This is a genomic window from Oceanicola sp. D3 (assembly GCF_006351965.1).
Classification (GTDB): Bacteria; Pseudomonadota; Alphaproteobacteria; order Rhodobacterales; family Rhodobacteraceae; genus Vannielia.
Map to the genome: position 1 here is coordinate 878839 of NZ_CP040932.1, position 25140 is coordinate 903978.

Sequence of the window (25140 nt, forward strand, 5' to 3'; positions counted from 1 at the left end):
GAGGATCGCAATGGTTGGGACGGCGCAAGCGCCTATCGTGGAACTGTCTGGAATTGGCAAATCCTTCCCCGGTGTGCGCGCCCTGCACGAGGCCCGGCTTGATCTGCGACCCGGCGAGGTTGTGGCCCTGATGGGGGAGAACGGCGCCGGAAAATCCACGCTCATGAAAATACTGACTGGCGTCTACCAGCCCGACGAGGGCGAGATTCGGGTGGATGGCCAGCGGGTGACTGTGCCCGGGCCGACGGCGGCGCAGGATCTGGGGATCAGCATCATCCATCAGGAGCTGTTCCTGATGAACCATCTGACGGCGGCGCAGAACATCTACATCGGGCGCGAGCCGCGCAAGGGCTTTGGGCTGTTCGTGGATGAGGCGAAGATGAAGGCCGATGCGGCCGAGATCTTTGCCCGGATGAAAGTGGACATCGACCCGGGCCAGGAGGTGGGCGAGCTTACCGTGGCCCGCCAGCAGCTGGTTGAGATTGCCAAGGCGCTCAGCTTCAACGCGCGGGTGCTGGTGATGGATGAGCCGACATCGGCGCTAAACGAGCGTGAGGTGGAGCACCTTTTTGCCATTGTGGATGACCTGAAGGCGCAGGGTGTGGGGATTGTTTATATCACCCACAAGATGAAGGAGGTGACCCGTATCGCCGACCGAATCCTCGTGATGCGCGATGGCGAGTATATCGACACGCTGCCTGCTGAGGGCACCTCGATTGATCAGGTGATCCAGCTCATGGTGGGCCGTGAATTGGCCAACCAGCACCGCGCCGGGGGCGAGCCGCAGGCCGATGAGGTGCTGCGCGTGGAGGGGCTGAACCACGGGCGGATGGTGCAGGATGTGAGTTTTGCGCTGAAGAAGGGCGAGATCCTCGGGTTTGCGGGGCTTATGGGGGCCGGGCGCACGGAGGTGGCCCGCGCGATCTTTGGGGCGGACCCGATCGACAGCGGCACCATCAACGTGCACGGCGCGCCGCGGCAGATCAACAGCCCCAAGGACGCAGTGCAAAACGGCATCGCCTATCTCTCTGAAGACCGAAAGCAGTTTGGCCTCGTCACCGGCATGAGCGTGCGGGACAACATCACCATGGCCTCGTGGAAACGCTTCGTGAAGGGCCGGGTCTTCATGCGTGACGGGGCGCTGAGGCAGGTGGCGCGGGACTATGTGGCGAAGCTGAAGGTGAAGACGCCCACGGTGGATCAGGAAACCCGCCTGCTTTCGGGCGGGAACCAGCAAAAGGTGGTGATCGCCAAGTGGCTGCTGCGCGATTGCGACATTCTGATTTTCGACGAACCGACCCGGGGCATCGACGTGGGGGCCAAGGCCGAGATCTACACGCTGCTGGAAGAGTTGGCTGCGCAGGGCAAGGCGGTGATCGTCATCTCCTCGGAGCTGGAGGAGGTGCTGCGGCTTTCCCAACGCATACTGGTGATGAGCGAGGGCCGGATCACCGGTGAGCTCGATGGCCGCACGGCCACGCAGGAAGACATCATGACCTTGGCGACCGCTCGCCACGAAGACGCCGCCTGAAAGGGGACACAGCAGAATGACAGACGCGATAGCCACGCCCGCCGACGACCCCAAACAGGGCTTCATCACCGTGGGCACCCTGCAAAAGGCGGTGGCCTTTGTGGTGCTGATCCTGCTGCTCGGCTTCTTCTCGATCTTCGCGCCGAACTTTGCGCAGTGGTCGAACATGGTGAACATCATGCAGGCCACGGCGGTGAACGGCGTGCTGGGCGTGGCGGTGACCTTTGTGATCATCACCGGCGGGATCGACCTTTCGGTGGGCACGATGATGACGCTGACGGCGGTTGTTGCCGGGCTGATCCTGACCAACCTCGGGATGCCGCTGCCGCTGGGCATTGCCGGGGCCATCCTGTTTGGCGGGTTCATGGGCTCGATCTCGGGGGTCTGCGTGGCGAAGCTGAAGATCCCGCCGTTCATCGCCACGCTGGGGATGATGCAGATTGCGCGGGGGCTGGCGCTGGTGTTTTCGGGGGCCAAGCCGATCTATTTCAACGATACGCCGAGCTATTATTATCTGTCGTCGGAAAGCTCGATCACCCTGTTGATACCGGGGCTGGAGATTCCCAACGGCGTTTTCATCATGTTCGGCGTTGCCATCATCTCGTCGATCGTGCTGACCCGCTCGATCCTCGGCCGCTACATTTTTTCGCTTGGGTCCAACGAGGAGGCGGCGCGGCTTTCGGGCGTGAACGTCGACCTCTGGAAGATCGTGACCTACGGCGTCAGCGGGATGATCTGCGGCGTTGCCGGCCTGCTGATTTCGTCGCGCCTCAACTCGGCGCAGCCAGCGCTGGGCCTTGGCTACGAACTCGACGCAATCGCCGCCGCCGTGATTGGGGGCACTTCGCTTTCAGGCGGGCGGGGCACGGTGCTGGGCACCATCATCGGGGCCTTCATCATGTCTGTGCTGACCAATGGCCTGAGGGTCATGGGGGTGCAGGAAGAATGGAAGATCGTGATCACCGGCGTCATCATCATTGCCGCCGTCTATGTCGATATCATGCTCCGAAAGAAGAGCTGATCCCGGGAGGAGTGTTGGGGCGTCCGGGCGTCCGCATCTAAAACGGTTATCTGGGAGGAAACCACCATGAAGAAACTTATCGCAGCCCTTGGCGCGGCCACCATGCTGGCCGGCCCCGCCATGGCGCAGGACACCTACTTTCCGATCGTCGCCAAGGGCTTCAGCCACCAGTTTTGGCAGGCGGTGAAGCTGGGCGCCGAAACGGCGGCCGAGCGCAACGGGGTGACGATTACCTTTGAGGGGCCGAATACCGAGGCCGAGATCGACAAGCAGACCGATATCCTGAACGCCGCCATCGCCAAGAAGCCGCAGGGCCTTGGCTTTGCCGCGCTCGACAGCCAGGCCCAGGTGCCGGCGCTGCGCAAGGCGGCTGAGGCGGGCATTCCGATTGTGGCCTTCGACTCGGGCGTGGAATCTGACCTGCCGCTCACCACCTGCACCACCGACAACATGGCTGCCGCCGCCGCTGGTGCCGATGGCTTGGCAAAGGCGATTGGCGAGGAAGGCAAGATCGCCGCCGTGATCCACGACCAGACCTCGGCCACTGGCATTGGCCGCCGTGACGGCTTTCTCAACCGGATGGAAGAGGCCTACCCGAACATCGAGATCGTGAGCGTGCAATATGCCAACGACGCGCTGAAGGGCACCGAGACGGCCAAGGCGCTGATGCAGGCAAACCCGGACCTGAAGGGGATCTTTGCCTCCAACGAAGGCGCGGCCATCGGGCTTGCGGTGGCGATCAAGGAGACCGGCTCCGATATCGTGGGCGTTGGCTTTGACTCCGGCAAGAGCCAGAAGGACGCGATCCTGGACGGTACATTGCTGGGCTCGATCACCCAGAACCCGGTGGGCATTGGCGAATGCGTTGTGGATTCGCTGGCCAAGGCGCTGAAGGGCGAAGAGCTGCCCGAGGTGATCGACACCGGCTTTTACTGGTACGACAAGGACAACATGGACGACCCGAAAGTGGCCGCCGTGCTTTACGACTGATCCGGCTTTGCCGTGAAATCGGCCCTCTCCCGTTTGGTTCGGGGGAGGGCCTTTTCTTTGCGTCGGGGCCGCCGGCCGAGCCTTAGCCGCGCTGGAATATCCGCTGGAACAGCCCGAGCGGCAGGTAGCGCCCGGCGGTGAAGAGCCATGCGAAGGGGGCGGGGAAGCTGGTGGAAAAGCGGCCCGAGCGAAGGGCCTCCATCACCTTTTCGGCGGCCTCTTCGGGCTGCATCAGCTGCGGCATCTTGAAGTCGTTCTTGCGGGTGAGCCTTGTGTCGATGAAGCCGGGGTTCACCCGTTGCACCGTCACCCCGGTGCCATGCAGATCGGCGCGCAGGTTTTCGGCGATATGCATCAGCCCGGCCTTGCTCGCGCCATAGCCGATGGCACCCGGCAGGCCCCGGAAGCCGGAGAGCGAGCCGACCAGCACGATCCGCCCGGCATCGCGCGCCACGAGGCCCGGCAGGGCGGCACCAAGCACCCGGAGCGCGCCGAGGAAGTTGGTTTCGGCCATGGTCAGCACTGCATCGCTTTTCCATTCGGTGGCCTTCATCGGCTCGTAAGCGCCCACGCAATAGAGCAGCCCGTCGACTGCGCCGGCCTTTGCGGTGGCGGCCTCGACCGAGGCACTGTCGGTGACATCCATCGGGACCACCTGCGCGCCGCCGATGGCCTCGGCCAACGCGTTCAGCCTGTCTTCGCTGCGGGCCGACAGCACCAGTGATGCGCCTTCGGCGGCGAGCTTCTCGGCGACGGCGCGGCCAAGGCCTTCGCTGGCGCCGATGATCCACCATTTGGATGTCTTATCCATGCGCAACCTCCGGCGAGGCCTCGGGCCGCATGGTGGCTACGAGTTCGGCCAGCGTGACGCCGAAGCGGCGCATCTGCGAGCGGTTCATCACCGCTCCGCCGGGCATCAGGTAGAGCCAGTCTGTGACGTCCAACTCGTGCCCGCCTGCCTCGTCTGGCAGCCGCAGCCGATAGCACAGCCGCAGTGTGGCACCGCTGACCTCGCCCCGGCCGATCCCGACGATGTCGGGCGCTGTTGCGGTCAAAGAGCCGTCGTTGTGCAACACCAGCTCCCAGCGGCGATTTTGAGTGCGCCCGCTGTCATAGGTGAACTCTTCCACCAGCGCGCCGCGCGTGCCTTGCCAGCTGCCCTCCATGCGTGCCTCGAAGCGCGAGGCGACCTTGCCGGTGGGGCCATAGATCACCCCTTCGGACACCATCGGGCCGGACAGCACGTGGCGCGGATCAAAGGGGGGGCCGGTTTCGGCATAGGCCTCGGGGCGTTGCGCCACGAAGCTCAGTGCCTGTGCGCGGTAGGCCACGAGGGCGATGCAGAGCGCCAGAAAGAGGGAGAGGGCGATCAGCATGTCTGTCACCCGTGCCCGAGCTCGACCTGCACCACATCGGCGCGGCCCGTGGCGAAGGCGGCAGCGCAGATGCCGAGGTAGTAGCGCCACGTGCGCAAGAACCTCTCATCCTGCCCCTGTGCCCGGATGCGCGGGGAGGCGGCGGTGAGCCGGGCTTCCCAGTCGCGGCAGGTGCGGGCGTAGTCTTGCCCGAAGGAAAAGTTTTCATGCACCTTAAGCCCTGCCTGTTGCGCCTGCTCGGCGATCACCGCGTCGGACAGCAGCATGCCGCCGGGGAAGGTGTAATGCCGGATAAAGTCGGACCGGCGGCGATAGGCGTTGAAGTTTTCATCGGGCACGGTGATTGCCTGAAGCATCGCTCGCCCGCCTTCGGCCAGCCGGGCCTTGAGGGTGGAGAAGTAGGTGGGCCAGTAACGCTCGCCCACGGCCTCGACCATCTCGATGGAGACGATCCCATCGTAGGTGCCCTGCACATCGCGGTAATCCTGCAGCCGGATCTCGGCCCGCCCGTCGAGGCGGGCGTCGGCATAGCCCTTCTGGCTGGGCGAGATGGTGATGCCGGTCACGTGGCGGCCTGCGTCGGCGGCGCGTTCGGCAAAACCGCCCCAGCCGCAGCCGACTTCGAGCAGGCGCTCGCCGGGCACGCGGTTGAGGATGCGGTCATATTTGCGCATCTGCGCCTGCTCAAGGTCGTCGCCCGGGGCGTAGAGGCCGGAGGAGTAGCTCATCGAAGGGTCCAGCCAGAGCTGGTAGAACTCGTTGCCCACATCATAGTGGGCGCGGATGTTGCGGGAGGCGCCGCGGCGGGAGTTGGCCCGCAGCACCCGGTCGATCAGCCCCATCTTCAGCCGTTGCAGCGGGCGGGGGCGGGCTGTGTTGCCGAGGGCAGTGAGGTTGGTGAGCGCGATGCTGGAAACATCCTCAATGGAGGCGCTGTCCCACATGCCGGCGACATAGGCCTCGCCAAAGCCGATATCGCCCCGTGCCGCGATTGCCGAAGCCACGCGCCAGTCGCGCAGGTGCAACTCGGCCTCCGGCCCATGGGTGCCAAAGCTGTGCCGGTGGCCCTCGGGGGTTATCAGCCGCAGGCGACCTTCGGTGATCTGCTCGCAGGCTGCCAGAAAGTCACGCCGCAGCCGACGGGTGACGGGCGATTGCGGCAGGCTGGCCGGGGCCTCGAGCGGAAAGGTGGCGGGGGCATTCATCGGGAGACCTCGTGTTCAGGCGGGAGTGGTTTGGAGCGATAGGCAATGCCCTTGGCCTTGAGGCGCAGGGCGTGCCAGTAGATCAGGGCCAGCACCCGCAGCGGCCCGAATGGGCGGCGGATGGCGCTGGCGAGGATAGCGCGATTGGTGAGTGGCGCGCGGGGGCCGGCCAGCGTGGCGACGAGCCCGGCTTCGCCATCGCGCAGCAGGATGCGAAAGGCGATGCGGTCGGCCTTCAGGTCGAAGGAAAACTCGTAGCCGCCCGATACATCCTGAAACGGTGAGACATGGAAGATCTTCGCCGCTGTCAGCCTGTCTTGCGGGCCGATGGGGGTGAAACCGGGGTGGGCGCAGAGGTAGCTGTGGCGCTCGCCGAAGGTGTTGGAGACCTCGGCGATCACCGCTACCAGATCGTCGCCGTCGAGCGCCAACCAGAAGCTGACCGGGTTGAACCAGTAGCCAAGGAAACGCGGTTGGGCGAGGAGGCGCAGGGCCAGCCCCTTGGGCGCGCCCGCCTCGGCCAGCACCTCGCGCGCCCATGCCGCGCCCCGGCCTTGCCCGCGCGGGCCGCCGTGGGTGCGATCATGCACGGAGGTGAGGTTGAGCCGATTGCGCGAGAACAGGGCCGGGGTGCGGGCGGTGCTTTCGGGGTCGATCATCACGTAATCCACCCCGTGCCGGAAGGTGTGAGAGGCCGCGCCGCGCCGTGCGTGGGTGGTTTCGGCCCGCAGGAGTTGTGGTGCGAAGCTCATGCCGCGCGCTCTGCCGTTGCCCGCGCCCGGGCAATGCGGGCCGCGCTGGCGAAGCCGTCTTCATGGAAGCCGAAGCGCAGCCATGCTCCGGCGAACCATGTGTTGTTCTGCCCGTTGCGCGCTGCGATCCGCTCTTGCGCCGCAAGTGCGCCACGGTCGAACACGGGGTGATCGAATGTGACCTCGTCGTAGATCAACTCTTCACGCACTGGGGTCTGCGGGTTGAGGGTGACGAAGAGTGGATCCTCCTCGGGGATGCCTTGCAGGCGGTTCATCCAATAGGTCACGCCCACTTCGCGCTCTGCCCCGACCTGCTCGGCGCGGTAGACCCATGAGCTCCAGCAGGCGCGGCGGCGGGGCATCTGGCCTGCATCGGCGTGCAGGATCGCGCGGTTGGGGCGGTAGGCCACGGCACCGAGATCGGCCCGCTCTTCGGGGCTCGCATCGGCCAGCATGTTCAGCGCCTGATCGGAGTGGCAGGCGAGGATGACCTCGTCGAAGCGCTCTGCCTCGCCGCCACCTGCGCGCAGCGATACGCCGCCCGCATCACGGCGCACCTCTTCGACGGCGCAGCTGGTGCGGATCTCCACGCCCAAGGCCCGCAGCCGGGCCTCCAGACGGCGCACATACTCCACGCTGCCGCCCTCCACCGTCCACCATTGGTGCTGCGCGCCGGGCGACAGCAGGGCGTGGTTACGGAAGAACCGCAGCAGGCTTTTGGCCGGAAAGGCGCCGACTTCGCTAGAGGGGGTGGACCAGATCGCGCCGCAGATCGGCAGCAGGTAATCGCGACGGAAGGCTTCGCCCAAGCCCAGTTGGCGCGAGAGTTCATCGACCGTCATATCGTCACTTTCGGCGGCGGCCTCGGCGCGGGTGTTGAAGCGGGCGATGTCGCGCAGCATCCCGAGAAACGCGGGACGGGCGAGGTTTGCCTTTTGCGCAAAGAGGCCCTTGAGGTCGCGCAGGGCATATTCCAGCCGCCCGCCATCGAGGCTGACGCCGAAGCTCATGTCACTCTTGATTACCGGCACGTCCAGTTCTGCGAACATCCGGGTGAGGTGGGGGTAGTTGGCGTAGTTGAAGACGATGAAGCCGGTATCGACCGGCTGGTTGCCACGCTTACCGGCTGTCACCGTGCGGGCGTGGCCGCCGAGGCGGGGCGCGGCCTCCATCAGGGTGACGCGGTTGCCGGGGGCCATCAGCAGGGCCGAGGCCATCCCGGCGATACCGCCACCGACAATGGCGATGCGGCGGCCTGCGTTTTGCGCGTCGAATGACATGGGGTGTCCCTTGCAGCTATTGATCCAAGGTCGAAATTTTCAACCGTTCTGCAAGGCTCTACGCACCAGCGGCACAATCGGTTCAAAGATTGATCCGATCCTTGGGCTCTTCCGTAATACCCCATATGCTGGATCAGACAGATACCCTTCAGGCCGCCCGTGCCGCCGCCGCTCCGCCTGCGGGGGCCTTGGTGTGCGAGAGAAGAAAGACAGCGCCTATGGGCTCAGATGGCCAAGATGAGACAGACGCCGCCGCCCTGTCGCCGCCGACCCGGTGGTTGCTTGCGGTGCGCGATGGGCGCGACCGGGGGGCCTTTGCGAAGCTGTTTGACCATTTCTCCCCCCGGCTGACGGCGATGATGCTGCGCTCGGGCATGTCGCGGGCCATGGCGGATGACGTTGTGCAGGACGTGCTACTGACGGCGTGGCAAAAGGCTCATCTCTATGACCCGGCCCGCGCGCAGGCCGCCGCATGGATCTACCGGATTGCCCGCAATCGCCAGATCGACATCATCCGCCGTGAGCGCCGCCCGATGCCGGAGGCGCTGAAGATGGAGAGCGAAGAGGCGGGGAGCGATGCTCAGGCCAGCCTCGCGCTTGATCAGGAGGCCAGCCAGCTTAGGGCGGCCCTGGAAAACCTCAAACCGGAGCAGCGTGAGGTGATTGAACGCGCCTACCTCTCCGACCTTACACATAGTGAAATCCGCCAGAGCACTGGCCTGCCGATGGGCACGATCAAATCGCGCATCCGGCTGGCTCTCGAACGCCTGCGTCATGAACTCAAAGGACTAAGATAACCATGTCGCCTGTCAGTCATCATATCCCCGAGGATATCATTGAAGCCTATGCGAGTGGGGCGCTGCCCCATGGCTTTTCTGTTGTTGTTGCCACCCATCTTTCGCTTTGTGACAGCTGCCGCGCTGTGGCAGAGGCCTGCGATGCGCTGGGTGGCGTGGCGTTAGAGAGCTTGGGCGCAGAGGCCGCTGGAATGACGCCCGACCGGGCGTTGCGCGAGAAGACACTCGCCCTGCTCGACGCCCCCCGCGCGGTGCCCGAAGATCCGAAGCCAATGGGCATTTTTCCTGCCGCTGTGGCTGCGGAACTGGGCGCCAAGGGCCCGGCGTGGCGCAGTATTGGCGCGGGGATCCGGCAGCAGATTCTTGTCGACGGGCGGGAAGGCTCTGCCCGCTTGCTCAGCATCCCCGGCGGCAAGGCGGTGCCGGACCACGGCCACAACGGGCTGGAGATGACGCTGGTGCTGCAAGGCAGCTTTCATGACGTCACGGGGCGCTATGCGCGGGGCGATGTGCAGGTGGTGACCGACGATCTGGAGCACACGCCGACAGCTGACCCCGGGCCCGATTGCATTTGCCTTGCGGCAACCGATGCGCCGCTGCGCTTTAGCGCGATGATACCGCGGCTGTTGCAGCGTTACTTCCGAATCTGAGCGGGGCTGTGCTGGCCTAGTTGAAATCCATCGGCAGGTTGAACGACTGGCTCGCGCCGCCAAGCTGCCTTGGCGCGCGCGGCATTCGGCCTGCGCTGCGCACCGCGCGGACGGCGGCCTGATCGAGACGTTTGTTGCCGGATGAGCGGACGATGCCGAGCCCGGTGACTTGCCCCGAGGCGGCGACGGTGATGCGAAGCACCACCCGCCCGCGCCCGCCGGGAGAGCGCTTGCGCCGCTCCACCCGCGAGCGAATTTGTGCGCCCCATTTGCCGATCAGGCTTTGCTTCTGGCTGGCGGAAAGCTTGCGCGCCCCGCTGTTGGTGGCCACGCCGGCCTGCGAAGAGCCGCCCGATCCGGCAGACTTGGCCCCGGCCCGGGCGCGGGAGGTTTCCTGCGCGGGTTTTTCTGCCGGTTTGCGGGCCTTGGCCGATTTTTGCGGCGCGGGCTTTTGCGGTTGGGCCTGTGGCTGGGGCTTGGGCTTTTGCGCCACGGGCGGTTCGGGCCGCTTTGGCATTTTGCGCGGGCGGATGCTGCGCGCCGGGGCGGTTTGCGGCTTGAGCGGCTCGGCGTTGGCGGTGTCAATCTGCGGGGCCTGCGGCGGCTCTGCCTGCGGCGCGGCGGGTTGGCGCGGCAGGGCAGCCGGGCGGCTTGGCTCTGGCAGGGCCGCAAGCTGCGGCTGCTCGGCCTGTGGTGGCAGTTGCACCGGCGCAAGCGCGCTGGGCGGTACCTCGACCGAGGGCGAAATCGGGCTGGGTTGCAGCACCGGCGCGGTATCCAGCTGCGGCGTGGCCTCGGCCACATCGGGCGTGGGCGGCGCGGGGCGGGCAAGGGGTGGCGCGGTGTCGGGCTGGGCCTCCAACTCGGGCGGGGGCGCATCGGGCTCTGGGGCATCGGGCTGCGCTTGCTCGACCGGCTCGGTCAGCTCTGGCGGGGTCTCCCAGTCTTCTACCATGCTGGCCACGGCCTCGGTTGCCGGGATGATCGAGGCCTCGCTTTCCCCGCCCTCGCCGCCGGTTGTGGCGCCGCTGTCGGGCAGGGGGATGGCAAAGGCGATGGCGATGTGCAGAAGCACCGCCACGCCGACAAACACCGGGAAATCCGCCCTCATTGCGGCACCGCCACCAGCTCGACGCGGGGCAGCCCCGACGCTGCGAGCTGCCGCAGGACGCGGGCCACGGTGGCCGCTTCCACCCGCCCGTCAGCCCGAAGCTGCGCTGCTTCGCCCGCTTGGGCGACGAAGGCCGCCAGCGCCGCTTCGCCGCGCGCCTCCCCGAAGGCCAAGGTGCCCTCGGCCCCGATATAGAGCACGGCCTCGCGGCGCTCGGCCTGCTCGCCGCTGGCCACGGGCGGTGCCACCTCGATGGGTTCGGGCGGGGTGAGGCTGGAGGTCATCAGGAAGAAGATCAGCAGCAGGAAGACCACGTTGATCATCGGCACGACCGACTCGGTGCTGGAGCGGCGGGGTGGATCGGCGAAGTTCATCATTCGACCAGCACCAATCCGGTAAAGCCGGCAGCCCGCAGCGCCTCTGCAACCGAGACAATGCGCTGCAGGTCGGCCCCGCTGCGCCCGCGCAGAACGATTGTGTCTCCGGGGGTTTCGACCAGCTCAGCAAGGGCAGCGGCCAGCGCGGCCTCGCCGGTTTCAACGCCGTTCAGCAGGGTTTGCTCGGGGGTCACATCAACCAGACGGGGCGGGCCGGAATAGGGGGCCGCGCCGCTGCTGCCGACCAGCGGCATGGGCAGCATCACCTCGGTGCCGAAGCGAGAGGCCAGCATGAAGAACACCAGCAGCAGAAAGACCACGTCGATCAGCGGGGTCAGGCTGGGCCGTCTGGCCTTGCGGGGTGGCTCGAACAGGGTCACTCGGCTGCGGCCCTTGCCATGTTGGGGGCCTCCCGGGGCGCGGGCGGGGCGGCGATGAAGATGCGGGCGGCGATGTCTTCCATGTCGCCGCGGATCGAATCGCGCACGCTTTCAAACCACGTCAGCGCGGCAGAGGCGGGGATGGCCACGGCCATGCCGGCGGCGGTGGTCAGCAGCGCCTCCCAGATCCCTCCCGCAAGCTGCGAGGGGTCGGCGCGGCTGCCCGCGCTCTGTAGCGTTTGGAACGCCTCGATCATGCCGAGGACGGTGCCGAGAAGGCCGAGCAGCGGGGCGATGGTGGCAATGAGCTCCAGAGCGCGAAGCCCGGTGGAGAGCTCTCCGAGGCGGCGGCGGGCGGCGCGGGTGACCTCTTCACGGGCGGCAGGCTCATCGAGCGACAGGCGGGCCTCGATGGCGGCGCGGGTGAGGCGGCTGCGGGTGCCCTTGCGGCCCTTGAGCAGCGCAAGGGCGGTGTCGGCATCGCCCGCCTGCCAGGCTTCGGCGGCGCGGAAGGCGGCGCCGCGGGACCATGCCCCGGCAAGAAAGAAGCGCCATGCTTTCCAAAGGATGAGTGCGAGGGTCAGCACCGCGAGCGCGGCGATGGCCCAGATGGCCGGGCCGCCGTCGATCAGGAAGCGCGTCAGGCGGTTGAGCGGATCGGTCGGGGCGGGTTCTGCCGGGGCGGCCAATGCCGGATCGGGCGCAGGAACCTTGGCGGGTGGCGCCTCGGAGGGCGCGATCTCGGCAGGCGCGGCGGCGTCAACATCGGGATCACTTGCGGCCCCCGGTGGGGCGCTTTCGGCCTCTGTTGCGGGCGCGCTCATTGCCGGGGCGTCGGTGCCCACTTGCGGTGGCGTCTCTTCTTGCGCGCTGAGCGGCGCGGCAAGCAGGCAAAGCGCCAGCGCGGTGGCGAGGCAGGGGCGGGCGGCGAGGCGGATGTCCATCTGGCGGGCTCCTAAATCACTGGCAGGGGGCGCGGGCTGGGGCGCCCCCTGCGGGTTTTGCGGTATCAGAACTTCATGTTCGCCGAAACCAGGAAGCTCCGGCCCGGCTCTGTCAGCGGCTCCACCGCCGAGAAGCCGACGCCATCGTTGCCCCGGCCCGAGTAGGTGGTGTCGAACAGGTTTTTCACATCGAAGCGCACGGTGAGGTTGCTATAGGCGGGCGGTGTATATGTGGCCCAGAGGTTGACCACCTCGTAGCTTTCCAGCGGATCGTTGCCCGCGGGCACATCATCCACCTCCAGCGCGATCTCGGCCGTGCCGCCGAAGGTCCACTGATCGGTGACGTCATAGGCACCGGAAATGCCGATGATATGCCCCACCGGGCGGCCGACATAGTAGGACGTGGTGGCCACCGGCCCCTCATCCACCTGCACATCGGCCAGCGTCCAGTTACCTTCGATATACCCGCGCGTGCCGGTGTAGCGCAGCTTGGCGTCAAAGCCCTGCGAGGTGACATCATAGGCTGCCGCTTCACCGGTAGTGGTGAAGGGATCGTTGGCGTCTTTGATCTCGGTGTGGAACAGGGCGAAGCCCGCCTGCCACGGCCCTTGCTCATAGCGCAGGCCGATGCGGTAGTTCATCGAGCGGCTGGTTATCTGCTCGCCGTAGGCGGGCGCACCGCGCAGGCCGAGCAGGGCGGCCTCGTTGAGCTCATAGCCGCCCCAGACAGAGGCCGCGCCCAGGTTGAGCGTGAGCCTGTCGGTCAGCATGACGTCGGCAGCGGCATTGACGCTGACGCCGGAAGCGGACCACTCCTCGCCGGTCGCGCCGGTGAAGGTTTGGCTATCAACACGCATGCCATAGGAGAGCGACACGCGGGGGCTCACATCTTGGCGCATCTGGGCGTAGAGGCCGATGTTGGAGAGCTCTTCCTCACCCGCCGTGGCGGAGGTGCCGGTGTTGGTGGCGGTCTCTTGGAAGAAGTCGACCCCGGCGGTTAGCACGCCGCTGCCGAGCGAAAACTTGTTTTCGGCCTTGCCTGAGAGCGAGCGGTTGCGGCCCTGCGCGCTTTCGGCATCTACCAGTTGCTCGTTCCAAGCCAGCTGAACGGTGGGGGCCCAGATGCCCTGCGGGTTTTCGTCGGTGTAGGTGAAGCTGTAGCTCGTGCGCGAGGTTTCTGCGACGAGGTAGGTGGTGGCCCGGGCTGGCACATCTTCGAAGTCGGGGCGCGGGAAGCCGCCTTGGAACGGGCGCTGGCCCTTGTCGGTGATGTGCTCGGCCGAGAACTCGAAGCGTTTGCCGCTGTCGGTATTGTAGGCGAGTTTGACGAAGGCGTCCTCAAGGTCGGGTTCGGTGCCGCCGACCACGTGGCCATCGCCATTTTCGTAATCATCCCCGGTTTGGCGAGAATAGGCGAGGAGGTATTCAAACCCGCCCTGCGCGCCGTAGATCGCTGCCGAACGCCGGAAGGTGCCGCCATTGGAGCCATAGGTCAGGCCCGTGAAGCCGCCCACGGTTTGGCCGGGGTCGAGCAGATCACGGGCGTCCTTGGTTTCGTAGGCGATGATGCCCGCCAGTGCGCCGGGGCCTGCATCTGCCGGAGCGAGGCCCGAGCTGACGTTGACGCTTTTCAGGAGGAACGGATCAAGCGGGACGTTGCCGGTGTGGTGGAAGGCCCCCTTGTTTTGGCGCGCGCCGTCGATGGTGACGGCGAGGTTGCTCTCTTCCAGCCCGTGCACCAGCACCTTTTGGGCGATGACCGAGCCGCCGGTGGCGAGAATCTCGGATTGCCCGGCGAACAGCTCATCGGTACTGGCGGCGTTGCGCTCTTCGATTTCCTCGGTGGAGATCTCGACATTGCCGAGCGTGTCCTGTGCCGCGTCGGACTCAACGCGGATCGCCTCAAGGTCGACGACGTCCTGAGCCGCAGCGGCGCCAGCGGCAAGCGCGGATACAGAGGCCAGCAGAAGAGCCCGTGCATGGTTGTTCATTGGATATGTCCCTGGTCTTCGTTCTGTGACGGATTTGGCCGGCTGGCGCGGATGACGAGGGAAGCGTCTGGCTTGCGTGGCTCTGGGTGGTGGATATCCATGACTGACAGAAAGAGTCAACTATTTGGATTTCAGGACGTCCGGGCTGGGCCCTGTCAGCCCTCTGAGGAGGTGCCAGCCCAGGACATGTTCTGAAAATCTTCGCGGAAAGCGAAGCGAATCAGGTGCTTGTCGATGATAGAGCGGGAAACGGCGAGGCCCTCTTCGTCGGGGGCGGTGATGTGGACCGTCAGGCCTGTCTCATCGGCGGAAAGCGTGGCGGGGCCGGGGGAGAGGGCACATTCGCCCGAGGTATCATCGAAGCGGGTTTCGATCTTGTGGGCGAAGTGTTTGCAAAGCTGCTGCAGGTATTTGCTGCCGTGCGGGGTGGAAAATGTGCCGGTGTCGTGGAGGGGGTCTTGCATCTCGCTAATTCCTCAGTTCTTTTGTCGGAAATATAGCTGACTGATTCAATCGGGATTGTCCAGCGCAACCGCACCAAACCAAAACAGGATCGTGCAATATGAAAGCTCTCGCTCCTCTCGCCGCCCTTCTCATGCTGCCCGGCCTTGCCTCGGCGCAGGCCGTTGAGGTGGACACCGCCGCTGGCCCCGTTGAGGCCCCGCAGTCGCCGGAAACCGTTGTGGCGCTGGATATTGCGGCGATCGACACGCTCTCGGCACTCGGCGTGACCATCGCCGGGGTGCCCGAGTTCACCCCGCCGACCTACCTTGCCGAAGTCTTTGAGGCGGCGCAGCCGGTGGGCACCTTGTTTGAGCCTGACTTCGAAGCGCTGGCGAGCATGGGCCCCGATCTGATCGTGGCGGGCGGGCGCTCGCAAACTCAGGTGGAGCCGCTCTCGCAGATCGCGCCCACGCTCGACATGACCATTGGCACCGATGTGGTGGACGCCGGAAAGACTCGGCTTGCGGCCTATGGCGCGCTTTTCGGAGCCGAAGAGAAGGCCGCCGCACTTGAAGCGGATCTGGACAGCGCCATCGCACGGGCGCAGGCCGCTGCCGAAGGCAAGGGCGCGGCGCTGATCCTGCTGGTGAACGGCGGCAAGATTTCGGCCTATGGCGATGACAGCCGTTTCGGTTGGCTGCACACCACGCTCAACATCCCCGAGGCCTACCCCGACATCGTGGCGGAAGGCCATGGCGAGGCGGTCTCTTTCGAGTTCGTCGCAGAGACCGACCCCGACTGGATCTTCGTGATCGACCGTGGCGCCGCCATCGGCCAAGAGGGCGAGGCCGCCGCTGCCGTGCTCGACACGCCGCTGGTTGCGGACACCAAGGCGGGCAAGGCCGGGCAGATCGTCTACCTCGACCCTGCGCCGCTCTACCTTGCCGGGGGTGGCATCAACTCGATGCTGGGCTCCATTGGTGAAGTCACCAAGGCGCTGGAGGGTGCCGGAGCCAGCAATTGAACCGGACGACAACCTGGCTCACCGCCGGATTGATCCTCGCCGTCCTGATCTGCGCCTCTGTGCTGATCGGGGCGGCGAGCCTCTTTTCGGGAGATGTGGACAGCGGGCTGCTGATTGCCGTCAGCCGCGTGCCGCGCACCCTTGCCGCGCTGCTGGCCGGGGCCGGGTTGGCGCTGGCGGGTGTGGTGGTGCAGATGGCGGTGCAGAACCGGCTGGTGGAGCCGGGGCTGGTGGGCACGCCCGAAGCCGCGATGCTTGGGCTGCTGGCGGTGACGCTGATTGCGCCCGGTGCGGCCTTGATCGTGAAAATGTCGGTCGCCGCCGCAGCAGCCCTGGCCGGGACGCTGGGCTTTTTGCTGCTGGCCCGCCACGTGCCCCGGCGTGACCCGGTGCTGCTGCCGCTGGTGGGGCTGATCTATGGCGGCATCCTAGGGGCCGCGGCGCTGTGGCTGGGGTGGATCACCGACCTGATGCAATACCTCGGCACCTGGATGTCGGGGGAGTTCTCCGGCGTTTTGGCGGGCCGTTACGAGCTGCTCTGGATCGTCGCCGTGCTGGCCCCGATGCTTTACATCGCGGCTGACCGGATCACCCTGCTGGGTCTTGGCGAAGATGCGGCGCGCAGCCTTGGCCTGAACTACCGTCAAACCCTGCTGGCCGGGCTGCTGCTGGTTTCTGTCATCACCGCTGCCGTGGTGGTGACGGTGGGGGCCATTCCCTTTGTCGGCCTTGTCGTGCCCAACATCGTGTCGCGCTGGCGGGGGGACAATCTGCGCCGCAACCTGCCGCTGACCGCATGGCTCGGGGCCTGCGCGGTGCTGGGCTGTGACATTATCGGCCGCGTGGTGCGCTGGCCCTACGAGATTCCGGCGGGCACGATCTTTGCGGTGCTTGGGGCCGGGCTGTTCCTGTGGCTGCTCAATGCCGCCCCGCGCCGGGCTGCCAATGCCTGAGCGCGCCCGCCTTTCTTTGCTGGCGCTGCTGCTTGTGGCGCTCTCGGCGCTGTTCCTTGCGTGGGCTTTGCGCCCGCCGATGGACTTTATCCTGACGCTCAGGGCCACCAAGCTGGCGGCACTGGTGGTGGTGGGCGCGGCCATTGGCGCGGCGACAGTGATCTTTCAGACCATCACCGCCAACCGGCTGTTGACGCCGGGCATCGTTGGTTTTGATGCGCTCTTTGTCTTTCTGCAAACCGGGGCGGTGCTGGTTTTTGGCGCCTCGGAAGCCTCGGGCGCGCCGAGCGTGCTGCGCTTTGCGGTGGAGGCGGGCTGCCTTGTGGTGGCCAGCCTTGCACTGTTTGGCCTGCTTCTGCGCCGTGGCGCGGGCGATATTTTGCGGATGGTGCTAACCGGGGTGATCCTTGGCGTGTTCCTGCGCGGGCTCACCAGCTTTGGCCAGCGCCTGCTGGAGCCTTCGGAGTTTGCCATCGTTCAACAGATGAGCTTTGCCAGCTTTACCGCCGTGGACCGCGAAACTCTGGCCATCGCCACGGTGCTGCTTGCGCTTGCCCTCTGTGCAGCGCTCGCCCTCGCGCCCCGGCTCGACGCGGCGGCGCTGGGGCGGCAGACCGCGCGCAGCATCGGGCTGCACCATGACCGGCTTGTGCTGGTTGCGCTGGCGCTTGTGGCGTTGCTTGTGGCGCTGTCCACCGCTCTTGTCGGGCCTGTCACCTTTCTGGGCCTGATCGCGGCCAGCCTTGCCTACCGTGCCACCGGCAGTTGGCGCCATGCCACGCTGATCCCGGCAGCCGCTCTGATCGGCGCGGCGATTCTGGTCGGCGGCCAGTTTATCTTCGAGCGGCTGCTTGGCCTGCAATCCACGCTTGCCGTTGTGGTTGAATTTCTCGGCGGGCTGCTCTTTTTGTTTCTCCTGCTTCGGAGGCGTCACGCATCATGATCCGAATCCGCAACCTCACTGTGGGCTGGGGCGACAGGCCCGTGCTCTCTGATGTGTCGCTCAGCTTTGGCGAGGGCGGCATCACTGCGCTGATCGGGCCGAATGGCGCGGGCAAATCGACCCTGCTGCACGCGCTGGCCGGGCTGCTGACACCGCAATCGGGCGCGGCGGAGGTGGATGGGCTCGACATGGCCCGGGCCGCGCCGATGGATCGGGCGCGCCTTGTGGCCCTGCTGGCCCAGAGCGACAGGGTGACGGCCCGGCTGAACGTGGAAGACCTTGTGACCTTCGGGCGCTGGCCGTTTCACCGGGGGCGGCCCCGGGCGGAAGATCGCGCGCAAGTGGCCCGTGCGCTGGAGATGTTTCAGCTGGAAGATCTGGCTGCCCGTCAGATTGACACGCTCTCCGGCGGTCAGCGCCAGCGTGCCTTTACCGCCATGGCCTATGCGCAGGAAACGCCGTGGATGCTGCTGGACGAGCCGCTCTCGGCGCTCGACCCGCGCCACGCCCGCGACCTGATGGAGCGGCTTCATGCGATGTCACGCCCGGGGCCGGACCAGCGCAGTATTGTGATCGTGCTGCATGATCTGAGCACCGCCGCGCATTATGCCGACCGGATTGTTGCTCTGAAGGATGGCCGTGTGCTCAAGACCGGCCCACGCCCGCTGGCGATGACCAGCGAAGTGCTGACGGCGCTTTATGGCACCGGCCTGCAAGTGACGACGGCGGGCGGCTATGGCGTAGTTGTCCCGGCCTGAGAGAACTTGGCTGGATGGAATCGCAATTGAAGCGTTTGGGGTAGAACGTTTCACGATTCTTGATTGGGACGTGGAATCGGAAGGCGCAACAGTCGACCAATTCCCGCATCACTGTTTAACTCCGGAAACGCCAATTGGGTGAATTCAAAATCCGAATTCTACTTTGAGGCGAGCTTGGGTGGTAACGCCTTTAAAACAACAGTTCGGGCGATCTCTTGATTATTGTTGAAGAGATGGCTGACACATTCCTGCCAGATTTTCGGTTTCATTCTTCCCCAAATAACCGTTTTTGCGACCATTTTAGAACAAATGTCCCTTTCATAAGGGCAAGCACCGGATGGCTGTATCAGTCAACGCAAATCAAAAGTGAACGCCAAACCATACAGGAACGCTAATATGTCTACCAACATCTCCGATCTCAAAAACATTGCCGGTTTTATCGGTGCTTGCCTCGTCGACTCCGACACCGGTCTGATGCTCGCCTCCGAGTCCTCGGGCGTCAAGTTTGACCTCGAAGCTGCTGGCGCCGCCAACACCGAAGTCGTGCGTGCCAAGAACGCCGCCATGCAGGCTCTCGGTCTGGACGACCATATCGAAGACATCCTCATCACCCTGGGCACCCAGTACCACCTGATCCGCCCGCTGGAATCCAACCCGGCCGTGTTCGTCTACGTTGCCGTGGACCGCAAGACTGCCAACCTCGGCATGGCTCGCCTGACCGTGAAGAACGTCGAAGGCAAGCTGAAGGTCTAATCGACCCTCACGACGCATTGCGGCTCGCCGGGCCACCCCGGCGAGCCACACCCCTAGTACGCCCTCCTTTGGCGCGCGCCCGTCGCGCGCATTTGTAACGCTGCCCCCATGCCTGGCAGAGAGGTTTTTTCATGTCCGAGGCCGACGATATTCATGAACGGCATCGTGAAAGCTTCAAGGAGCTGAACGAGCTCTGGACCCGTCTCGATAATCTCGAAGACGCTGTCGAAAAGTTCTCCGAAACCGCCCTGAGTTTTGTCGAAGAACCGATTGAGCGGGTTCTTGAAAAGATCCAGTCTTTTGAGCCGTCGGTGAGCGTCATCGGCCAGATCAAGGCTGGCAAAAGCACCCTGCTTAATGCGCTGATCGGCGAGACCGATCTGCTGCCTTCCGATGTGAACCCGTGGACATCCGTCATTACGGCGCTGCACTTCAACAGCCGTCATCGGCCGGTGAACACGCGCGCACTCTTCCGTTTTTTCGACCAGCATGAGTGGGACCGTCTGGTTGCCACCGGCGGTCGCCTCGGCGAAATGGCCGACCGTGCAGGCTTTGAGAGCGAAGCCGATGAGGTCAAGGCGCAGGTCACCGAGATGCGCCAATCTACCGAGGGCCGCCTCGGGGATGAATTTGCAGAGCTGATCGGGTCGAGCCACTCGTTCCCCGAGCTCGATAAGGACACGATCGACCGTTACATCTGTTACGGTGATCCTGACGATCTGGAGGACGGCGCGACCGAGGGTGTTTATGCCGACCTCACCAAATCGGCTGACCTTTATATTGATCTGCCGCATCTGCCCAAGGGTCTGTGCCTGCGCGATACGCCCGGCGTCAACGACACCTTCATGATGCGCGAGCAGATCACGCTCAACGCGATCTCTGACAGCCGCGTTTGCGTGGTGGTGCTTTCTGCGCACCAGGCGCTGAGCACGATGGATCTGGCGCTGCTGCGGATCATCTGCTCGGTTGAAGCACGCGAGGTGCTGATCTTCGTCAACCGGATCGACGAGCTTGAAGACCCGGAAGGCGAGAAGGGCCGCATTCGCAGCTCGATCAACAAGACGCTGAAGCGCCTTGGCGTGGGCAACGATATCGAAATCCTGTTTGGGTCGGGGTATTGGGCCAACTGCGCGCTGCGTGGCGGCGACGATATGGCCCCGGCGAGCCGGGCCGCTCTGGCCAGCCTCTATGACGGCGAAGACACCGACGACCTTGAAGAATTGCGCCGCCGGGCGATGGATGCCTCTGGCCTTCAGGGCTTGGTTCAGGCCATCGCCAAGCGCGTTGTCGAAGGCCCCGGGAAGGCGATCATCAAGGATGTCGACAACGACCTGAAGACTATCATCGAGATGAGCGAGACCGTGGAGCAGGTGGCCGATCGCCATTCTGACGGCCCGGTTTCTATCGACCTCACCGAGATGGATCTTGCGATGAAGCTCGCAGATGTGCGGGACAATTCGCTGAAGGACTTTGACGAGAAAGCCGCCGAGCTGCGCGGCGCCCTGCGCACCCGGCTTGATCGCGCGCAGGAAAACTTTCTCTCTACCGCGCTGACCGCGCTGCAGAGCCACATCGAGGCGTTTGGAGAGGTTGGCGCGTGGAACCATGATCCCACAGGGCTGCGGATGATGATGAAGGCGGCCTTTACCTCCTCCATCGCCAAGCTGCGCCGCGAAGGCGAGAGCGCCTTTGACGTGGTGCTTGATGGCATTCAGGAAGTTCTGGAGACCGATATGGGCGTGTTCCGCGAGGGCAGCTCGATCGAGTTTCCGTCGCAGCCACAGCACAAATCGCCCACCGTTCTGGCGCGGACCCTGTCGCTTGATCTTCAGGGCCCGTGGTGGCGCAAGTACTGGCGCTTTGGCGGCTCCAAGGCTGCCGAGAAACGCTACAGCGACGTTATCATCTCGGAGACCACGCCGCTTATCGAAGACCTCATCAATGATTTCTTCGACCCCGCGGTCGAGCGCACGCGCGAGGTGGTTGAAGACTTCGCCATGAAACAAGGCAACTTCTGCAAGGCTATCCTTGAACGCTTCCTTGAAGGGGATGTGGGCGAGAGCAGCCAGGCCGAGGTTGAGGAACTCAGGAGGCTTTCGGCATGAATCGTGTCTTCAAGCGTTTCAAGTCGGGCAACAGGGCTGCCGCCGCTGCCGCTGAGAAGGCGAAGGGGGAGACCGCGCCTGACGAGGATACCTCTATCGAGGATATTCTGGATGTGGAAACCGAGGCCGAGCGTGAGCTGCGTGAGGCCCGCGAAGCGATTGAGCGGGAGATGGCCGAGGAGGCTGCCCGCAAGGAGGCCGAAGCCGCAGAGCGCGCTCAGGCCAGCAAGACGGCACATGAAGAGAAGATCCTCAACGCTGTACGGGAGGCTGCCAAGCCGGACCCGAAAGGGCTGCGCAAGCCGCGCCTGATGGTTGCGGGTGAGTTCAGCGCGGGCAAGACCCACCTCATCAACGGCCTGCTGGGCGAAAAGGTGCTGCCGTCCAACGTGACCGCCACCGCTTTGCCGCCGATCTGGCTGGTCTGGGGCCGCAAGGCGATGATGGCGGTTGATCTGGAGGGCAACACCCGCCCGCTCGACTCGCTGGAAGATGTTGGCGTGGAAGACACGCATTATGTGGTGCTCTCCCATCCCGCGCCGCTGCTCAAGACCTTCTCGATTATCGACACGCCCGGCAACTCCGACCCCAACATTCCGTCTGAGTGCTGGGAGCGGATGCTCGATTATGCCGATGCCGTTGTGTGGTGCACCAATGCCACCCAGGCGTGGCGTCAGAGTGAGAAGTCGGTATGGAACGAGATGCCCGCGCGGTTGCTCGAAAAGGCCACCATCCTCATCACCCACGCCGATCGGATCACCGATGCCCGCTCTGCCGACCGTGTGCTGCGCCGGGTGAAGCGCGAGGCTGGCAAGTATTTTGACAGCTATCTGATGGCGTCGTTGCTGAAGGAGGGCGACCTTGCCCGCATCCGCGAGCATCTGGAGACGCTGATGGAAGATCTGGAATCGCGGGATGGCGCGGTGTGTTCGACCGTGGCGCATTTTGCCTCTGATCACGCGATGACCGAAGCCGAGGAGGAGGCCGCCGCCAAGGAGGCTGCCGAGCGCAAGGAAGCCGCGCTGAAGGCGGCGCTGCGCGCTGCTGATGGCAAGACCACGGCTAAGGACGACACGCCTGATGCGTCGCAAGACGCGGATGCGAAGGATGAAGCCGAAGCACCGAAGGATGGTGCGGCGCCGGCAGAGGCCGAAGAGGCCAAAACCGCCGAGGAGGCCGGCCCGTCGGTGACGCCAAAGCGTGTTGGCCGGAGCAAAAGCTCCAAGACGCAAAAAGCCACCCGCGCCGCCCGGGCGCGTAAGAAGGCTGATGTGGTCAGCGAAGCTGATGCGGCTGCAAAGGCTGAAGAAAAAACCGAGGCGAAGGCCGATGACGTGGCCGAAACCAAGGCCGAGGCGGGCCCATCTGCCGAGGTTCACCTGTTTGTTCCGCCTGCCAGCGAAGATGCCGAAAAAGGCGCAGAGGCTGGCCCGGCGCGCAGGCTCTGGGAAGGTCTGTCGAAAGATATCGACCGGACCGACGCCGAGGCGGTGCTCGCCTGCGTTGAAGAGCTGCTGGACGCCCTCGATGGCGAGGGCAAGGCGCCGGAAACCCCATTTCTCGATGCTAGAGAAGACAGCAAGGCCGCAACCGGGCCGAGCCATAGTGCCATGAGTAGGAGAAAGTCGTGAAGATCGCTCCCCAACAGCGCCAGGAAATCGACTTCCTGCGCGAAACGCTCGATGGTCTGGAAAAGACCGTCGATCGGAAACAGCGTCAGAGTTATCGTGATCTCCGCGAGCGGCTCGACAATTGGGCCGCCAAGGTTGCCGTGATCGGTCAGGTGAAGGCCGGGAAGTCTACCTTCCTTAACGCCTTCCTGCATCAACACGACTTTCTGCCTTCGGACGTGAACCCGTGGACCTCGGTTGTGACCAACATCCGGGTGAACATGCCCAAAGATCCGGTGTCTGGCGCACGGTTTGAATTCTTCTCGGAAAACGACTGGGAAGAGATCGTCAACGGCGGCTCGAAGATCCGCAAGCTGACCGAGCAACTGCTGCCGGGGTTCGATACCGAGATCCTGAAAAAGCAGAGCGAGGAGATGCGCGACCGGGCCCAGAAGCGGCTTGGCAAGCACTATCGCACCCTGCTGGGCAGCCATCACGACTATGATTTCCTGTCGTCTGACCTGCTGCAACGCTACGTTTGCGCCGGCCCCGGCTCTGATGACGGGCTGGAGCGCCAGTCGCTTGGCCGCTACGCTGCGCTGACCAAGGTGGCCAACGTCTACATGCGGCTGCCCGAGTTTCAGGTGCCGACGATCATCACCGACACGCCCGGGGTGAACGACCCCTTCCTGGTGCGTGACGAGTTTACCTGCCGCAGCCTCGACAAGTCGGACTGCTTTGTGGTTGTGCTCTCGGCTCACCAGCCGCTGACTGACGTGGACATCGCGCTGATCCGCATCCTCGCCAAGCAGGACAGCAAGGATGTGATGATCTTCGTCAACCGGATCGACGAGCTGGATGATTACTCCACCGAGGTGCCGCGCGTGATGGCAGACGTGTCCAAGCGTCTGCGCGAGGCGATCCCCGATATCGAGTTCGAGATCGTTGCGGGCTCTGCCTATATGGCCGACCTCGCGCTGCGCACCGACGAGGAGGCCGAAGAGGCTCGCGACGCGGTGGATACCGAGGAGTTGGCCGATTACATCCGCTCCAAGCATGGCGAAGTGCCTGAAGATCAGTTTGACCGGCTGATGCTGGCCTCTGGCCTCGACGAGGTGAAACAGACGCTGTCGGATGTGATCGACAACGGCGTTGGCACCCGTCAGCTTGGCCAGCTTCTGGGCGATATTCGCGCCGAGATCACCGGCACGCTGTTTGTTACCAAGCGCGAGCGCGACTCGATCCAGATGCAGGTGGAAAGCACCCGCTCGGATGTGGCGGAAGCCGCGGCCGAGGATCTGGCTGACGAGATCGAGCAATACCGCGCGGTGCAGGGCAGGCTGGAAGAGCATGCCGAAGATGCCGATGCGCAGATCGAGAAGATCGTTTCGAAATACTGGTCGACGCTCGAACAGAGCCTGATTTCCAGCATTGAAGCCTTTGTCGATGGTCAGAAGCCTGTGTTTGAGAGGCAGCTGCTGCGCAAGGGCGTGTCGGGCAACTCGGGCAGCTCCTTCGAGATCGATCTGACGCCGCTTCAGGCGGAGATGGAGAAGAAGGTGGGCGCGAGCTACGCCAAATCACGCGCGGGCACAGATGTGGCGCTCAACAACTGCATGAGCTCCTGCCGTCAGGCCATCAAGGACAAGTTCGAGGATCCGACGGAGAAGATCTCGCTCGATGATCTGCCTTACGATGAGTTCACCTCGACGCTGACGCTGGCCAAATCCACGCTGAAGGCAAACCTGATCGCGGAGCGCGGCTGGGCCTTCTGGCGCCGCCCGAGTGTGAACATCGAGAAGTCGCTCGCCGCGCTGCGCACCATCGCCGCCGAAGATCTGCGGCCTTCGGTGGAGAAGATCCTTGCGGCCTTCAACGAGGCGCAGGTGGAGCGGGCCTCTGCCGGGATGTCGCGCATTCAGGTGATGCAGCGGATGATCGACGTGACGATCTCTGAGCACACGCACCGCCTGAAGCAGGACAAGACGGAGATGGAAAAGCTGGCACGCGATCCGCAGCTGCGCAGCAACCTGATCCACCGCCTGCAAAGCAAGATGGAAGTGCTTGAACGCCGCCTGCTCAACCTGTCCGCAATCGACAGCGCCGTTTCGCGCTCCGAGTTGCTCCAAGCTGCCTGAGGAATAA

At 64.7% G+C, this 25140-nt stretch carries 24 protein-coding genes; 13 read left to right on the top strand and 11 right to left on the bottom strand.

Features of this window, described 5'->3' with window-relative positions; translation table 11 throughout:
* The first annotated feature begins 10 nt into the window (after nt 1–10).
* From FHY55_RS04615 to FHY55_RS04625, 3 genes are all read left to right on the top strand, one after another.
* Nucleotides 11–1531 carry a sugar ABC transporter ATP-binding protein gene (locus FHY55_RS04615; RefSeq protein ID WP_140013067.1) on the top strand — a complete coding sequence of 507 codons (1521 nt, stop codon included), beginning with the start codon at nt 11–13 and terminating at the stop codon, nt 1529–1531.
* 16 nt (nt 1532–1547) lie between these two features.
* Entirely contained in the window at nt 1548–2552 is a 1005-nt protein-coding gene (locus FHY55_RS04620) for an ABC transporter permease (protein WP_140013068.1), read from the top strand.
* A gap of 66 nt (nt 2553–2618) precedes the next feature.
* Complete coding sequence (locus tag FHY55_RS04625) at nt 2619–3542, top strand: ABC transporter substrate-binding protein (RefSeq protein WP_140013069.1); 924 nt, start codon at nt 2619–2621, stop codon at nt 3540–3542.
* Between the two features lie 82 nt (nt 3543–3624).
* On the opposite strand, the gene FHY55_RS04630 is transcribed toward FHY55_RS04625, so the two are convergent.
* From FHY55_RS04630 to FHY55_RS04650, 5 genes are read right to left on the bottom strand one after another with little or no spacing between them, the layout of a single operon-like run.
* Entirely contained in the window at nt 3625–4353 is a 729-nt protein-coding gene (locus FHY55_RS04630) for an SDR family oxidoreductase (RefSeq protein ID WP_140013070.1), read from the bottom strand.
* Nucleotides 4346–4912, bottom strand: a complete 567-nt coding sequence (locus tag FHY55_RS04635) for a DUF3833 domain-containing protein (RefSeq protein WP_168223074.1) — start codon at nt 4910–4912, stop codon at nt 4346–4348. The genes FHY55_RS04630 and FHY55_RS04635 overlap by 8 nt, the downstream gene beginning before the upstream one ends.
* 11 nt (nt 4913–4923) lie before the next feature.
* Nucleotides 4924–6123, bottom strand: coding sequence for a cyclopropane-fatty-acyl-phospholipid synthase family protein (locus FHY55_RS04640; protein WP_140013072.1), 1200 nt, complete (start codon nt 6121–6123; stop codon nt 4924–4926).
* Entirely contained in the window at nt 6120–6875 is a 756-nt protein-coding gene (locus FHY55_RS04645) for a DUF1365 domain-containing protein (RefSeq protein ID WP_140013073.1), read from the bottom strand. Before FHY55_RS04645 ends, FHY55_RS04640 begins: the two co-directional genes overlap by 4 nt.
* Nucleotides 6872–8155, bottom strand: a complete 1284-nt coding sequence (locus tag FHY55_RS04650) for an NAD(P)/FAD-dependent oxidoreductase (protein WP_140013074.1) — start codon at nt 8153–8155, stop codon at nt 6872–6874. Before FHY55_RS04650 ends, FHY55_RS04645 begins: the two co-directional genes overlap by 4 nt.
* Before the next feature lie 125 nt (nt 8156–8280).
* Here FHY55_RS04650 and FHY55_RS04655 point away from each other — a divergent pair, with 125 nt between their 5' ends.
* Both FHY55_RS04655 and FHY55_RS04660 read left to right on the top strand, forming a co-directional pair.
* Nucleotides 8281–8952, top strand: a complete 672-nt coding sequence (locus FHY55_RS04655) for a sigma-70 family RNA polymerase sigma factor (protein WP_371707351.1) — start codon at nt 8281–8283, stop codon at nt 8950–8952.
* 2 nt (nt 8953–8954) lie between these two features.
* The gene (locus FHY55_RS04660; protein WP_140013075.1) at nt 8955–9602 is read left to right on the top strand and encodes a ChrR family anti-sigma-E factor; all 648 of its coding nucleotides are present in this window, start codon (nt 8955–8957) and stop codon (nt 9600–9602) included.
* Between the two features lie 16 nt (nt 9603–9618).
* Here FHY55_RS04660 and FHY55_RS04665 read toward each other — a convergent pair whose 3' ends face one another.
* The 6 genes from FHY55_RS04665 to FHY55_RS04690 form a co-directional block, all read right to left on the bottom strand.
* Nucleotides 9619–10713, bottom strand: a complete 1095-nt coding sequence (locus FHY55_RS04665; protein WP_140013076.1) for an energy transducer TonB — start codon at nt 10711–10713, stop codon at nt 9619–9621.
* On the bottom strand, nt 10710–11087 hold the full coding sequence (locus tag FHY55_RS04670; RefSeq protein ID WP_140013077.1) for a biopolymer transporter ExbD: 378 nt from the start codon (nt 11085–11087) through the stop codon (nt 10710–10712). The genes FHY55_RS04665 and FHY55_RS04670 overlap by 4 nt, the downstream gene beginning before the upstream one ends.
* Complete coding sequence (locus FHY55_RS04675) at nt 11087–11470, bottom strand: biopolymer transporter ExbD (protein ID WP_140013078.1); 384 nt, start codon at nt 11468–11470, stop codon at nt 11087–11089. Before FHY55_RS04675 ends, FHY55_RS04670 begins: the two co-directional genes overlap by 1 nt.
* Nucleotides 11467–12414 (bottom strand): MotA/TolQ/ExbB proton channel family protein, encoded by a 948-nt coding sequence (locus tag FHY55_RS04680; RefSeq protein ID WP_254695417.1) that lies wholly within the window; start codon nt 12412–12414, stop codon nt 11467–11469. Before FHY55_RS04680 ends, FHY55_RS04675 begins: the two co-directional genes overlap by 4 nt.
* A 65-nt stretch (nt 12415–12479) precedes the next feature.
* Nucleotides 12480–14405: a TonB-dependent receptor domain-containing protein gene (locus FHY55_RS04685; protein WP_140013079.1), complete on the bottom strand. Its 1926-nt coding sequence runs from the start codon at nt 14403–14405 to the stop codon at nt 12480–12482.
* A gap of 155 nt (nt 14406–14560) precedes the next feature.
* The gene (locus FHY55_RS04690) at nt 14561–14869 is read right to left on the bottom strand and encodes a DUF2218 domain-containing protein (RefSeq protein ID WP_140013080.1); all 309 of its coding nucleotides are present in this window, start codon (nt 14867–14869) and stop codon (nt 14561–14563) included.
* A gap of 98 nt (nt 14870–14967) precedes the next feature.
* Between FHY55_RS04690 and FHY55_RS04695 the strand changes: the two genes are divergently transcribed.
* From FHY55_RS04695 to FHY55_RS04730, 8 genes are all read left to right on the top strand, one after another.
* Nucleotides 14968–15873, top strand: a complete 906-nt coding sequence (locus FHY55_RS04695) for a siderophore ABC transporter substrate-binding protein (RefSeq protein WP_140013081.1) — start codon at nt 14968–14970, stop codon at nt 15871–15873.
* Entirely contained in the window at nt 15870–16826 is a 957-nt protein-coding gene (locus FHY55_RS04700) for an ABC transporter permease (RefSeq protein WP_140013082.1), read from the top strand. The genes FHY55_RS04695 and FHY55_RS04700 overlap by 4 nt, the downstream gene beginning before the upstream one ends.
* Complete coding sequence (locus FHY55_RS04705) at nt 16819–17769, top strand: iron chelate uptake ABC transporter family permease subunit (RefSeq protein WP_140013083.1); 951 nt, start codon at nt 16819–16821, stop codon at nt 17767–17769. Before FHY55_RS04700 ends, FHY55_RS04705 begins: the two co-directional genes overlap by 8 nt.
* Nucleotides 17766–18527, top strand: coding sequence for an ATP-binding cassette domain-containing protein (locus tag FHY55_RS04710; protein ID WP_140013084.1), 762 nt, complete (start codon nt 17766–17768; stop codon nt 18525–18527). The genes FHY55_RS04705 and FHY55_RS04710 overlap by 4 nt, the downstream gene beginning before the upstream one ends.
* A gap of 396 nt (nt 18528–18923) precedes the next feature.
* The gene (locus tag FHY55_RS04715) at nt 18924–19280 is read left to right on the top strand and encodes a roadblock/LC7 domain-containing protein (RefSeq protein WP_140013085.1); all 357 of its coding nucleotides are present in this window, start codon (nt 18924–18926) and stop codon (nt 19278–19280) included.
* A gap of 131 nt (nt 19281–19411) precedes the next feature.
* Nucleotides 19412–21385: a dynamin family protein gene (locus FHY55_RS04720; RefSeq protein ID WP_140013086.1), complete on the top strand. Its 1974-nt coding sequence runs from the start codon at nt 19412–19414 to the stop codon at nt 21383–21385.
* Nucleotides 21382–23016: a dynamin family protein gene (locus tag FHY55_RS04725; protein WP_140013087.1), complete on the top strand. Its 1635-nt coding sequence runs from the start codon at nt 21382–21384 to the stop codon at nt 23014–23016. Before FHY55_RS04720 ends, FHY55_RS04725 begins: the two co-directional genes overlap by 4 nt.
* A complete protein-coding gene (locus FHY55_RS04730; RefSeq protein WP_140013088.1) occupies nt 23013–25133 on the top strand; it encodes a dynamin family protein in 2121 nt (706 codons plus the stop codon). Before FHY55_RS04725 ends, FHY55_RS04730 begins: the two co-directional genes overlap by 4 nt.
* The last annotated feature ends 7 nt before the right edge of the window (nt 25134–25140 follow it).

Bases quoted from the DNA above. Each gene is read 5' to 3' on its own strand.
- FHY55_RS04615 (WP_140013067.1), top strand. From the start codon at position 11: ATGGTTGGGACGGCGCAAGCGCCTATCGTGGAACTGTCTGGAATTGGC.
- FHY55_RS04620 (WP_140013068.1), top strand. From the start codon at position 1,548: ATGACAGACGCGATAGCCACGCCCGCCGACGACCCCAAACAGGGCTTC.
- FHY55_RS04625 (WP_140013069.1), top strand. From the start codon at position 2,619: ATGAAGAAACTTATCGCAGCCCTTGGCGCGGCCACCATGCTGGCCGGC.
- FHY55_RS04630 (WP_140013070.1), bottom strand. From the start codon at position 4,353: ATGGATAAGACATCCAAATGGTGGATCATCGGCGCCAGCGAAGGCCTT.
- FHY55_RS04640 (WP_140013072.1), bottom strand. From the start codon at position 6,123: ATGAATGCCCCCGCCACCTTTCCGCTCGAGGCCCCGGCCAGCCTGCCG.
- FHY55_RS04645 (WP_140013073.1), bottom strand. From the start codon at position 6,875: ATGAGCTTCGCACCACAACTCCTGCGGGCCGAAACCACCCACGCACGG.
- FHY55_RS04650 (WP_140013074.1), bottom strand. From the start codon at position 8,155: ATGTCATTCGACGCGCAAAACGCAGGCCGCCGCATCGCCATTGTCGGT.
- FHY55_RS04655 (WP_371707351.1), top strand. From the start codon at position 8,281: ATGCTGGATCAGACAGATACCCTTCAGGCCGCCCGTGCCGCCGCCGCT.
- FHY55_RS04660 (WP_140013075.1), top strand. From the start codon at position 8,955: ATGTCGCCTGTCAGTCATCATATCCCCGAGGATATCATTGAAGCCTAT.
- FHY55_RS04665 (WP_140013076.1), bottom strand. From the start codon at position 10,713: ATGAGGGCGGATTTCCCGGTGTTTGTCGGCGTGGCGGTGCTTCTGCAC.
- FHY55_RS04670 (WP_140013077.1), bottom strand. From the start codon at position 11,087: ATGAACTTCGCCGATCCACCCCGCCGCTCCAGCACCGAGTCGGTCGTG.
- FHY55_RS04680 (WP_254695417.1), bottom strand. From the start codon at position 12,414: ATGGACATCCGCCTCGCCGCCCGCCCCTGCCTCGCCACCGCGCTGGCG.
- FHY55_RS04685 (WP_140013079.1), bottom strand. From the start codon at position 14,405: ATGAACAACCATGCACGGGCTCTTCTGCTGGCCTCTGTATCCGCGCTT.
- FHY55_RS04690 (WP_140013080.1), bottom strand. From the start codon at position 14,869: ATGCAAGACCCCCTCCACGACACCGGCACATTTTCCACCCCGCACGGC.
- FHY55_RS04695 (WP_140013081.1), top strand. From the start codon at position 14,968: ATGAAAGCTCTCGCTCCTCTCGCCGCCCTTCTCATGCTGCCCGGCCTT.
- FHY55_RS04705 (WP_140013083.1), top strand. From the start codon at position 16,819: ATGCCTGAGCGCGCCCGCCTTTCTTTGCTGGCGCTGCTGCTTGTGGCG.
- FHY55_RS04710 (WP_140013084.1), top strand. From the start codon at position 17,766: ATGATCCGAATCCGCAACCTCACTGTGGGCTGGGGCGACAGGCCCGTG.
- FHY55_RS04715 (WP_140013085.1), top strand. From the start codon at position 18,924: ATGTCTACCAACATCTCCGATCTCAAAAACATTGCCGGTTTTATCGGT.
- FHY55_RS04720 (WP_140013086.1), top strand. From the start codon at position 19,412: ATGTCCGAGGCCGACGATATTCATGAACGGCATCGTGAAAGCTTCAAG.
- FHY55_RS04725 (WP_140013087.1), top strand. From the start codon at position 21,382: ATGAATCGTGTCTTCAAGCGTTTCAAGTCGGGCAACAGGGCTGCCGCC.